This window comes from Shewanella cutis (assembly GCF_022410515.1).
In the GTDB taxonomy this organism is placed as follows: Bacteria; Pseudomonadota; Gammaproteobacteria; order Enterobacterales; family Shewanellaceae; genus Shewanella; species Shewanella cutis.
Map to the genome: position 1 here is coordinate 94,428 of NZ_JACSDI010000007.1, position 12,215 is coordinate 106,642.

The following is a 12,215-nucleotide window of genomic DNA, read 5'->3' on the forward strand; positions in this document are numbered from 1 at the left end:
ACTATGGCGTCATCTATTAACACCAGCAGCCACACGACCAGCGTTAGCGGAGCGGATAATGGTAACTACCGTTTTGCGCTAGTGTCACTGACCTCACTGTTTTTTATGTGGGGATTTATCACTTGTTTGAACGATATTCTGATCCCCCATCTTAAGGCGGTGTTTTCACTCAACTACACCCAAGCTATGCTGATCCAGTTTTGTTTCTTTGGTGCTTATTTCTTGGTGTCGATACCGGCAGGTCAACTTGTTAAACGACTTGGCTATCAAAAAGGGATTGTCACCGGCTTAGTGATAGCCAGTATTGGTTGCTTGCTGTTTTATCCCGCGGCATCGTTTGCTACCTATGGGTTGTTTCTCGGCGCTCTTTTTGTACTTGCCTCAGGGATCACCATTTTGCAAGTCGCGGCAAATCCCTATGTTAATGCGTTAGGCAGTAGTGAGACCGCATCGAGCCGTTTAAACCTGACTCAAGCCTTCAACTCTTTAGGGACCACGGTTGCACCGTTTTTTGGCTCGATTTTGATTTTGTCCGTGGCAGCGACGGCATCTACTGAACTAGCGCAAGCCAATGCCGAGGCAGAAGTGGTTAAGCTGCCTTACTTATTGTTGGCTGCGGCGCTTGCGGTACTTGCAATCATTTTCGCTAAACTAGATTTGCCAGTGATCCATGAACATACTGAAGCCGCTGATGGGGTTCAAACCCATTTAGGCAAAACCAGCGCTCTGCAAAGTACCCATTTAGTGTTGGGGGCAGTGGGGATTTTTGTGTATGTGGGCGCAGAGGTGTCAATTGGCAGCTTTTTGGTGAACTTTTTAGGCGAAGCACACATAGTGGGTATGCCAGAAGAACAAGCGGCCCATTACATCGCTTATTACTGGGGCGGGGCCATGGTTGGGCGCTTTATTGGCTCGGCGGTGATGCAAAAAATCCCCGCAGGCACAGTGCTCGCATTCAATGCCTTTATGGCGGCTTTGCTAGTGCTGGTGGCCATGACGACCAGTGGTAGTGTTGCCATGTGGGCGATTTTGGGGGTGGGTTTATTCAACTCTATTATGTTCCCAACCATTTTCAGCTTAGCACTGCGAGACTTAGGCCCACATACCTCGCAAGGCAGCGGCATTCTTTGTTTAGCCATTGTGGGTGGGGCGATTGTGCCATTACTGCAAGGTGTGTTGGCGGATAACTTAGGCATTCAACTTGCCTTTATTTTGCCTGTGGTTTGTTACGGTTTCATCCTGTTCTATGGTGCTCGGGGCTCTAAAATGTAAGAGCATTTGAGCGTTTTATGAAAGCGATCCCTGTGGATCGCTTTTTTATTGGGCTTTTGTAGTGCTTAATAGCAACTGAGCATCTGTTTACTTGCGTATTCAGGCCTGACCTCCTATGATCCCTCGGTTTTATTACTCACGGTGACCTGTAAATGTTGAATTCTCCGCTTTCTGCCAGCTCGAATGAATTAGTGATCAATATCTTAGCTATGGTGCTAAGCGAAGGAAAACCCTTAGACCGGGCTTATTCTCAGCATTTTTCAGGGTTAAAGTTGGTCCCTGCCGAGCAGGCGCGGATCGCGACTGTTACCGGTGATATTCTGCGCCGGTTAAATCTGTATTGTTTCTTAGCGGAAATAAAGCCAGAAGAAATGGAACGTTTAGGCTCAAAGTTACTTAATGTGTGGCATTTGTTTCACGAGCTTGAACTGCCCAAAATGCAGTATTCGCTGCCCGTGGATCCCGATGATTTAGCCGCGCGTATCGAACAGGCTAAAACTAACCCCGTACTTTGGGATGGTTGTCCCGAATGGTTAGATACTATGGGGCGTGAACAGCTAGGAGCCGCGTGGGAAAAAGAGCGTGCCGCATTAAATCAGCCGCCTAAACGTTTTCTTCGGGTTAATGGCCTAAAAGTCAGTCGTGATGAATTAGTACAAAAATTAGCGACTGAATTTGTGTCGACTCAAGTGGTAGATAGCGTAGATTCCGCACTTGAAGTCACATCAGATTCGGCGTTGTTTCGCACTAATAGCTTTAAAGAGGGCTTATTTGAGCAGCAAGATGCGGGCTCACAACGGGTAGCTGCGGCGCTCGATGCTAAACCTGGTATGCGAGTGATCGATGCCTGCGCCGGTGCTGGCGGTAAAACCTTACATATTGCCGCGCAAATGCAAGGTAAAGGGCGTTTATTAGCGATGGATGTGGAGCAATGGAAACTCGATAACCTTAAAGAGCGTGCCCGCCGTAATGGTGCCCATAATATCGAAACCCGATTAATTGTGGGGTCTAAAACCATTAAGCGTTTAAAACTCAGCGCCGATCGCGTACTGCTCGATGTGCCTTGTTCGGGCCTTGGGGTATTAAAGCGTAATCCCGATGCTAAATGGCGTGATACCGCGGAGCGTTTACCTGTGTTAATGGAACTGCAAAAGCATATCTTAAGCAGCTATAGCCGCATGGTGAAGGTCGGCGGTATCGTGGTCTATGCCACTTGCTCGATTTTCCCCTGTGAAAACCGTGGTCAAGTGGATGCCTTCTTAGCAGAAAACCCCAATTTCCGCTTACTGGAGGATGAAACGATCAGCCCAGCTGATACTGGTTTTGATGGTTTTTATCTCGCAAAGCTTGAACGTATTCAAGAATAATTCGAATACGACTCGATCCATTTCTGATACTTAAAGCAACCTTTGGTTACATATCAAAAGGTTGCTTTAACGTCTCTGAGCCCCTAAAATTAACCTTTGGTTTACAAGGGTTAATCACCTTAGTAAGGTCGTTAACTTAAACGCTTGCTGGCTAAGGGTTCTATGGACGAAGGAATGCAGATTGTGGGTGCTGTTAGTGGGTTAAGCACTCGGTTTAATCAAAACGTTAGCCTCGAATGCTATAACGGTATTCTTTCAATGCTGCTAAATGGCGCTCAATTAGCAGACATTCTTCATGCTTTAGTGTTAAAAATTGAAGATCAACGCCTTGGCACCCATGCTTCTGTCTTGCTACTCAGTGAGGATGGTAAAAGATTGCTCACGGGAGCCGCTCCCCATTTACCCGATAGTTACAATCAAGTCATCCACGGGGTCGAAATTGGTCCTGAGGTCGGTTCTTGTGGTACCGCGGCCTATACGGGACAGCGGGTGATTGTTGAGGATATTGAGCATCATCCTTATTGGGCCTTGTATAAATCTTTTGCGCTTGTCCACGGATTGAGGGCATGTTGGTCTGAACCTATCAAAGATACTCAAGGCAAAGTGCTTGGCACCTTTGCTATGTATTACAAAGAGATTAAATCCCCAACAGCTGCGGATTTAACCTTAATTGCTGAGGCGGCAAGACTGGCGAGTTTAGCCATAGAACGTAGCCGTTCATTGGAGTTTCAGCGCCTTGCGGTGAAAATATTTGATCGTTTACCGCTTGCGCTGGTGATTACCAATGCCAGCCATTCTGTACTCTATGCCAATGATGCGTTTAAGCTGATGGTTTGCCTACAACCTGATGATATTTTGGCATTTAATCCTGAGCAGTTTTTCTCGCCCTCAGAGCCACATGAAATAGCCTCCTTATTTAATCACATCTCAGAGGGGAAAATGTGGCAAGGTGAATTGGTTGGCCTGCGTAATAATGGCGAGACTTTTTATCTTGATTTAACCGTAACGGTTTTCCGTGAATCCCACAGTGCAGATCTCGGTTTTGCTTGGTTATTTTCCGATGTGAGTGAGCGTAAAAAAGCAGCGCAGTTAATCAAATATCAAGCGAATAATGATTCATTAACGGGGCTTGCTAACCGTAACGCCTTGTTTAGGCAAATCCAAGAGCTTATCAGTGCCGATAGCTTAACGCCGGGTTTTAGCTTTATGTTGATGGACTTGGATAACTTTAAACAAGTTAACGATACCTACGGCCACGATAAAGGCGATGTCCTATTAGTACAAATGGTGGAACTGGTTAAAAGCTGTTTGAATGAACGGGCGGTGTTTGCGCGTTTAGGCGGTGATGAGTTTGCCATCTTATTGCCAGGGGTGGTTACCCAGCGAGAACTGTCGCAGTTGGCGGATAAGATCAATAAACAGGTATATCGGCGTTATGAATTATCCCACGATAAAGGCGTGTATAGTTCAGTGAGTATTGGTATTGCACGTTTCCCTGAAGATGCCTTGGATTTAGAGCAACTGTTAAACTGCGCCGACCAAGCTATGTATATCTCTAAGGCCAATGGTCGTAATCGGTATCATTTTTTTACCGAGCAAATGCAACAAAATGCCGAACGTATTGCTAATTTACACACGCTGCTTAAGCAAGCCTTAGAACAAAACGCCTTCGAGCTGTATTTTCAACCCATAGTTGATACCACAACTGGGCTTATTGTTCGCGCTGAAGTGCTATTACGCTGGCAGCATGAAGGACAGTTTATTTCCCCCGATGAATTTATTCCCATTGCCGAAAACAGTGGCTTAATCGTTAGCATTGGTCGTTGTGTACGACAAGCCGTAATGCAAACCATTGTTGAAATGCAAGCGCTGGGTTGGCCAATGAGTTTAGCGATTAATGTGTCGACCTTTGAATTTTGGTCCCATGAATTGCAAGACGAGTTTTGCGACTCTTTTGCCGATATCATTGAGGACCTAGGTATTGACGATTTTCCCTATGAATTGATCACCTTAGAGATCACTGAATCCCTGCTCATGAAAAAGCATGCTCATTTAATTCAAGTGCTTAATGAGTTACGTGCGAGAGGTATTAAAATCTCCCTTGATGATTTTGGTACAGGCTATTCTTCGCTGTCTTACTTAGCCAATTTCCCTATCGATCAAATTAAGATCGATAAGAGTTTTATCGATAGACTGGCAGAAGGTGAGCGGCATCTTGCCTTGATTGAAGCGATAGTGCGCTTAAGTCATGCACTTAACTTACGAGTGACGGCGGAAGGTGTTGAAACTCAACAGCAACTTCAGGTGATGATGGATAACCATATTCAAGAAATTCAAGGCTATCTATTTTATAAACCCATGCCCAAGGCGGCGTTTTTCGAATTACTGGCTAAACAAGCGGTCATATCGCCACATGCATAATCGATTCAACCACCTCGTTTAAATACTAAGCGCACCATTGGCGCGCTTAGTGTTATTTAATCTCAACGCGGGTGAAGAGGTTACTTTGATGCTAACTGGCCGTTAATCACCAAACTTAAGTATTGGGTGAAGTCATGTCCATGATTTTGTAGCATTTTGGGGAACATCGAAATCGGTGTTGAACCCGGGAAGGTATTGATTTCGTTTAACAGGATTTCATTATCCGCCGTTAAGAAAAAATCAATACGGGACAGATGGCGTAACTTCATGCCCTTAAAGGCTTTAATCGCATAGGCGCGGATCTGATCGCTGATTTCAGTCGGTACATTTTGCGCGACTACATCGGTTCGCGCCTTGCTGCTTTTGGCGTATTTCTCATCGAAGGTGTAGAAAGTATTGCTATCACAGATAATTTCGCCGGGTAGAGTGGCAATCACTTCGCCTTGATACTCATAAACGGCGACTTCAAGTTCACGGGCTTTTATGGTTTTTTCGACAATCACGTAGGGCGCATAACCAAAAGCGTCTTTAAGCACGCCAGGCACTTTGCTGCTGTCATCAACCTTATAACAACCGACTGAGGAGCCTTGAGAGGCTGCCTTGACGAAAATTGATCCCCACTTTTCAAGTGCCGCTTGGGTTTGGGCAATGGCTTCATCATCGTATTGATTTAAAAAGATATAAGGTGTGTTGGGAATGCCTAAGGCGCTGAACCACATCTTAGCGGTGATCTTGTTAAAACAGTTACTGCTGGCTTCGGATTCACAGCCAAAGTAGGGCAGTTGGATAAGATTAAAGTAAGACTGAATATCGCCAGTCTCGCCTGGGTAACCGTGAATACAAGGGATCACATAATCCACAGGCCAAGGAGCTTTGCTCTCGTCACGAAAGCGGATCTCACGGTTATTGGTCAGCTCGCAGTCATCCCCTGCGGCGGTTTGGTATTGGCCAAATTTATCCAGTACCACACGTAGTACATTGAACTGTTCTGATTTTGCTAACGAGGTTTCAAAATAATTAGCCGACAGTAGGGAAATATCGTGTTCCGCACTTCCACCGCCGCACAGCAAAAGTAAATTGATCTTTGACATTATGATTCCTCGATTGAGCAAAATGCTGTTGAGTTGCTTGGTGCAACTACGCCACTAACATGCAACTGGGCTAAAAAATAACGACACTGTATTAGCCGCTGCCATCTTAGATTTCTTCGCCCCTAAAGCGCAAGGACTGAGGCGAAGGAGTTTGATTGAGTGATGCATTTTAACGCAGTTTATAAGGCTAATAAAAAACGCGCTAATAGCGCGTTTTAAGGTCAAATCTATCTCGGGAACGAGATTAGAAGTTTGCGGTGCGTGGCGCGCGTGGGAATGGGATCACGTCGCGGATGTTGGATACGCCAGTCACGTAAGACACTAAACGCTCAAAGCCTAGACCAAAACCTGCGTGTGGCACTGTGCCATAACGACGCAAATCGCGATACCACCAGTAATCTTCTTTGTTCAGATCCATTTCTTCTAAACGCATATCCAGCACGTCTAAACGCTCTTCACGTTGTGAACCACCGATGATTTCACCAATGCCTGGGGCCAATACGTCCATCGCGGCAACGGTTTTACCATCTTCGTTAAGGCGCATGTAGAAGGCTTTGATATCTTTTGGATAGTTTTTCACAACCACTGGGGCTTTGAAGTGCTCTTCGGCAAGATAACGCTCGTGCTCAGAGGATAAGTCGATACCCCAAGAGACTGGGAACTCAAACTCACGACCACATTTTTGCAGGATCTCAACCGCATCGGTGTAATCTACTTGTGCGAAATCACTCGATACGAAGGATTGCAGACGCTCAATAACGGTTTTATCCACGTGCTGGGCGAAGAATTGCAAATCGTCCATACGCTCAGTTAATACCGCATTGAAGGCGTACTTCAACATGCCTTCGGCAAGGCCTGCTATATCGCTTAAGGTGGCGAAAGCCACTTCAGGCTCAACCATCCAGAATTCTGCTAAGTGGCGGCTAGTATTTGAGTTTTCAGCACGGAACGTCGGGCCAAAGGTATAGATTTTTGACAGGGCGCAGGCGTAGGTTTCACCGTTTAATTGGCCTGACACAGTTAAGAAAGCTTCTTTACCGAAGAAGTCTTTGTCGTAGTCAACTTTGCCGTCGCTTGTGCGGGGTAGGTTTTCCATATCCAGCGTGGATACACGGAACATTTCCCCCGCGCCTTCACAGTCCGATGCGGTGATCAGCGGTGTAGACACCCATACGAAACCGTTTTCGTGGTAGAAACGGTGAATCGCTTGAGATAAACAGTTACGAACGCGGGCAACGGCACCAATAATGTTGGTACGTGGACGTAAGTGCGCCAGCTCGCGTAAATGCTCGATTGAGTGGCGTTTTGCCGCCATCGGGTAAGTGTCTGGATCTTCAACCCAACCCGTGACCTCAACGGCAGTGACTTGCAGCTCATAGGCTTGGCCAGCGCCAGGAGATTCCACAATCTCACCGGTTACGATCACCGAGCAGCCAGCTGTCAGCTTTAACACTTCGTTGTCGTAATTTTCTAAGCTATTTGGCACAACACCTTGGATAGGATTAAAGCAGGAGCCGTCATAGACAGCTAAAAAAGAGATGCCAGCTTTAGAGTCACGACGGGTTCTGACCCAGCCACGCACTGTGACTGTTGAACCAACTGCGTGCTCACCTTTAAATACAGAAGCGACCGATGCAATGCTCATTGTTGCTTAGTTCTCCAACGAAACGTTTTATATGAAAATTTTTGGAGGTTTATATTACCTTGCTGGTGGCTTTTCTCAAGCTGAAAAAGGTATCCTGAGGTTAATATTACTAATATTGAGCTATATGGTGTGTTAAACGTTCGGAGGCGATATGATGAAAGTCAAAATATTTCAGCTCATCCTCGCGACATTATCCATCTTAGGTTGGGCTGTGGCGGTTTATGCACTACTGGTTTTTGGCGATGCAAGGCCAGAACGAGAGGTCGGTGCTTTTTTTAACCAAGGTACTTCGGTAAGAATGTACTGGGACCCACATGAGACCCAAACGTTGCAGTATCTTATTTGGATTTGCGGCGCAATTAGCTTAGTCAGTCTGGCGTTTAATTTTTATGTCGCCCATCACAGTAAACTCGGCTATTGGTTCAATATTCCCTTGCTGCTATTAACCTCGCTGGTGGCGGGCTTGTATGTACACTTTGTTATATAAACCATTGTTAGGCTTGAGTGTTGTTTACATCATATTCTCGGGGAGACTCAAATGGCGGCAGAGGTGATCGATGATCGCCGCCGTCGCGCCCCAAATAAAGCGCTGTTGATAGGGAATAAAATGCACGCTGTAGTAACGCCCTTGGCGTAAAAACTGTTTGCGGTGGCGATTTTGCGGTTCGATAAAAAAGTTTAAGGGCACGCGAAAACAGTCGGCGACTTCGCCGGGATCGAGTCTTAAGGCAAAATCTTGCTTAATCATGCCCACCACTGGGGTGATTTCAAAGCCTGTAAAAGTATTGTGCGCGGGGAAGGTGCCTATCACCTCGACATTATCACGACACAAACCGATTTCTTCCTCTGCTTCCCGAAGCGCGGCTGTAATGGCGCTGCTGTCACTGGGTTCAATCTTGCCGCCGGGAAAACTAATTTGCCCAGGATGCGCCCTAAGGTGCATCGGTCTTTGGGTTAAAATCAGATTGAGCTCGCCTTGGATTTCCTGCAATGGAATGAGTACCGCAGCTTTACGCAACCCAAGGTGAGGGATAGCCGCCGGATCTTGCGTGGCTAAAGGATGCAGATTAAATCTGAGTCTAAATTCCGCTTGATCCATAGGTTTCCCACTCATTCCTGTCGATTATTGAGGGCTATCGAGTAAGGGTAAAATTCGGCTTATCTTGTCGAAGCTTTCTTGGTACTCGGCATCGACATTCGAGTCGGCGACTATGCCGCCGCCCGCCCAGCAATAGAGTTTACCTTGCTCAGCCACTAGCGTGCGTATGGCGATACTGGTGTCCATTTGTCCATCTTGGCTGATATACCCCATGGAGCCACAATACAGACTGCGGCGTGAGGGTTCCAGTTCTTCAATAATTTCCATCGCGCGAATTTTCGGCGCACCGGTAATCGAACCGCCGGGAAAGGCTGCCCGCAGCAAGTCACAGGCGTGGTATTGTGGGTCGAGTTTGGCGGTGACAGTACTTACTAAATGGTGCACAGCCGGAAAACTTTCTATGGCAAATAGATGGGGTACTTGCACCGAGCCGGACGCCGCGACTTTGCCGATATCATTACGCAGTAAATCCACAATCATCACGTTTTCGGCGCGATCTTTAGGGGAGTTGGCGAGTGTTTGCGCCACCTGTTTATCCTGCTCAGGATTAGCATGACGTGGCAAGGTACCTTTAATCGGTTTGGTTTGAATGTCGTTACCGCGTAGCTGAATAAAACGCTCGGGCGAAATCGATAAAATCGCATTGTCATTAAGCCGCATAAAGGCAGAGAAGGGCGCCTGATTGGCACTGCGCAGTTTGCAATAGGCGCGCCATTCATCGCCTTGATATAGTGCTTCAAAGCGTTGGGTTAAATTAATTTGATAGCAATCACCGCTATGCAGATACGCCTGTACTTGATTAAATTTTGAGGTGTACTGGGCTTTGGTGAGCTGTGCTGACCAAGGGCTTGTGAGACTAAATTCAGCCTGTTTTGTGGTGTTGGCTATTTTTGATTCAATTATTTTCAACTGAGCTTCTAGCGCGGTTTCACCCAAATAGTGCACTAAAAACCAGCTTTGCTGCTGATAATCGAAAATTAATGCCCAGTCGTAAAAGCCAATATTCATCTCGCCGAGGCGAATATCCTGCGCCGCAATATTGGGGATAGCTTCAATACGACGGCCTAAATCGTAGCTAAAGCAGCCCATGGCGCCGCCACTAAAGGGGAGTTCAGAGGCAAAGGATTGTGGATACCAGTGGCGCAATAACTGGTTGACCAGCGTAAAGGGATCATCGGTTGCACTCATTTGGGTGGGAATGGTTAATTCTGGCAACTGAACCTGAATATTGGTCAGTTCACCATGGGTGATCAGGGTGGCAATGGGATTTACGCAAATGATATCGAACTTAGCATCCAGATGGGTGGCATTGGCCGAGTCGAGCAGTATTGCCCAAGGTTCTGCCGCAAAGTGTTCAAAGAGGTCTGCTGTGTTTAATGTCCAGTCAAGTTGGCGTGATGCAAGTTGTTTTGACGCCCTATTTACCATCTATTAACCCTATCTAAAAATGTGATGTAGCCCAAAAAGATGGGAAAGAGTATCATATTGGCCCAGAAAGAATTACACAAAAAAACAAGTAAGGCCCTAAAGGCTGCTGGAGCGCTCCTACTATGTCATCTCACCATGAAACGTCTGAAAATGTAGTGATTAAACAAGCCGACTTCATTGAAAGTGTGGCGGATGCCCTGCAATACATATCCTATTATCATCCGAAAGATTTTGTCGATGCCATGAGCCAAGCTTATGAGCGTGAGCAAAGTGCGGCGGCGAAGGATGCGATTGCCCAAATTTTGATTAACTCGCGTATGTCTGCCGAAGGCAAACGTCCACTGTGCCAAGATACCGGTATCGTGACCACCTTTGTTAAGATTGGCATGGGAGTTAAGTGGGACAAAACCGATATGACCATTCAACAAATGGTCGATGAAGGTGTGCGTCGTGCTTATACCAATCCAGACAATCCACTGCGCGCATCCATTGTGGCCGATCCCGCCGGTAGCCGTAAAAACACTAAAGACAACACCCCATCAGTTGTGCATATCGATATGGTGCCAGGTAACCATGTTGAAGTCGCGATCGCAGCCAAAGGCGGCGGCAGCGAAAACAAAGCCAAGATGGTGATGTTAAACCCATCTGACGATATCGCCGCTTGGGTTGAAAAAACGCTGCCCACCATGGGCGCGGGTTGGTGTCCACCGGGCATGCTCGGTATTGGTATTGGTGGCACCGCTGAAAAAGCCGCGGTGCTCGCCAAAGAAGCTTTAATGGAAAGCGTGGATATCCATGAGTTAATGGCGCGCGGCGCACAAACCAGCGAAGAAAAACTGCGTTTAGATATTTTTGAACGTGCTAACAACCTCGGTATTGGTGCTCAAGGTCTAGGTGGTTTAACCACAGTATTGGACGTGAAAATCAAATCAGCACCGACCCACGCGGCATCCAAACCTGTTGTGATGATCCCTAACTGCGCGGCAACGCGCCACGTGCATTTCCATTTAGATGGTACAGGTCCTGCTGATCTTGCCCCTCCATCACTCAGCGACTGGCCAGAAATCACCCGCGAAGTGGGCAGCGATGTGCGCCGTGTTAACTTAGACACAGTCACACAAGCCGATATCGAGCAATGGAAGAGCGGTGAAACCATTCTGTTAAGCGGTAAAATGCTCACCGGCCGTGATGCTGCCCATAAGCGTATCCAAAGCCTGATTGAAAGCGGCGAAGGTTTACCAGAAGGCGTGGACTTTACTGGCAAGTTTATCTACTACGTTGGCCCAGTTGACCCTGTGGGTAATGAAGTTGTGGGTCCTGCAGGACCTACAACCGCGACCCGTATGGACAAGTTCACTGACCTGATGCTTGAAAAAACAGGCCTGATGGGCATGATCGGTAAGGCTGAGCGTGGTCCAGCGACCGTTGAGTCTATCAAGAAGCACAAAGCGGTGTACTTGATGGCTGTTGGCGGCGCGGCTTATCTCGTGTCTAAAGCGATTAAAAAATCCCGTGTGGTGGCTTTTGCCGATTTAGGTATGGAAGCGATTTACGAGTTTGACGTTGAAGATATGCCAGTGACTGTGGCGGTTGACTCAAACGGCGTGAATGCCCATGAAACGGGCCCAGCGATTTGGAAAGTCAATATTGCAAACGCCAAAGCTTAAGCAAATGGCCTAAGCGAATGTCCTTCTTGCAAAAATGTCGCTTTTTTAAGAAGGGATTTGAGCAAGATAGTAAGGCGAGTGGTACTCAATGAGTCTATTCGATGCTGACTGACAATTTGTCACAAAAAAATACGCTCAAGTACGCCTTTTGGCTTGCTTGAGCGTTTTTGTTTCGTTAGTGTGGCAAACTTATCTTCATAGAGACGATTGATGTTCGTTTTGACC

Annotated in this window: 9 protein-coding genes; 5 read left to right on the top strand and 4 right to left on the bottom strand. The window is 46.9% G+C overall.

Going from position 1 to position 12,215, the window contains the following annotated elements:
* Positions 1-3: 3 nt before the first annotated feature.
* The 3 genes from H9J30_RS11630 to H9J30_RS11640 all read left to right on the top strand — a co-directional run bounded on the left by H9J30_RS11630 (position 4) and on the right by H9J30_RS11640 (position 5,060).
* Complete coding sequence (locus H9J30_RS11630) at positions 4-1,272, top strand: sugar MFS transporter (RefSeq protein ID WP_240131174.1); 1,269 nt, start codon at positions 4-6, stop codon at positions 1,270-1,272.
* Positions 1,273-1,424: 152 nt separating this feature from the next.
* Entirely contained in the window at positions 1,425-2,639 is a 1,215-nt protein-coding gene (locus tag H9J30_RS11635) for an RsmB/NOP family class I SAM-dependent RNA methyltransferase (RefSeq protein ID WP_240131175.1), read from the top strand.
* A 162-nt stretch (positions 2,640-2,801) separates the two neighbouring features.
* Entirely contained in the window at positions 2,802-5,060 is a 2,259-nt protein-coding gene (locus H9J30_RS11640) for a bifunctional diguanylate cyclase/phosphodiesterase (protein ID WP_240131176.1), read from the top strand.
* 80 nt (positions 5,061-5,140) lie between these two features.
* Here H9J30_RS11640 and H9J30_RS11645 read toward each other — a convergent pair whose 3' ends face one another.
* Both H9J30_RS11645 and asnS read right to left on the bottom strand, forming a co-directional pair.
* Positions 5,141-6,151, bottom strand: coding sequence for a D-alanine--D-alanine ligase (locus H9J30_RS11645; protein ID WP_240131177.1), 1,011 nt, complete (start codon positions 6,149-6,151; stop codon positions 5,141-5,143).
* A gap of 244 nt (positions 6,152-6,395) precedes the next feature.
* Positions 6,396-7,796: an asparagine--tRNA ligase gene (asnS, locus tag H9J30_RS11650; RefSeq protein ID WP_240131178.1), complete on the bottom strand. Its 1,401-nt coding sequence runs from the start codon at positions 7,794-7,796 to the stop codon at positions 6,396-6,398.
* Positions 7,797-7,947: 151 nt separating this feature from the next.
* On the opposite strand from asnS, the gene H9J30_RS11655 reads away from it, so the two are divergent.
* Complete coding sequence (locus tag H9J30_RS11655) at positions 7,948-8,283, top strand: hypothetical protein (protein ID WP_240131179.1); 336 nt, start codon at positions 7,948-7,950, stop codon at positions 8,281-8,283.
* 24 nt (positions 8,284-8,307) lie between these two features.
* On the opposite strand, the gene H9J30_RS11660 is transcribed toward H9J30_RS11655, so the two are convergent.
* Together H9J30_RS11660 and pabB are read right to left on the bottom strand one after the other, a co-directional pair.
* Positions 8,308-8,895: a CoA pyrophosphatase gene (locus H9J30_RS11660; RefSeq protein ID WP_240131180.1), complete on the bottom strand. Its 588-nt coding sequence runs from the start codon at positions 8,893-8,895 to the stop codon at positions 8,308-8,310.
* 24 nt (positions 8,896-8,919) lie between these two features.
* Positions 8,920-10,323 (bottom strand): aminodeoxychorismate synthase component I, encoded by a 1,404-nt coding sequence (gene pabB / locus H9J30_RS11665; protein WP_240131181.1) that lies wholly within the window; start codon positions 10,321-10,323, stop codon positions 8,920-8,922.
* 122 nt (positions 10,324-10,445) lie between these two features.
* On the opposite strand from pabB, the gene H9J30_RS11670 reads away from it, so the two are divergent.
* On the top strand, positions 10,446-11,990 hold the full coding sequence (locus tag H9J30_RS11670; protein ID WP_240131182.1) for a fumarate hydratase: 1,545 nt from the start codon (positions 10,446-10,448) through the stop codon (positions 11,988-11,990).
* Positions 11,991-12,215 lie beyond the last annotated feature (225 nt).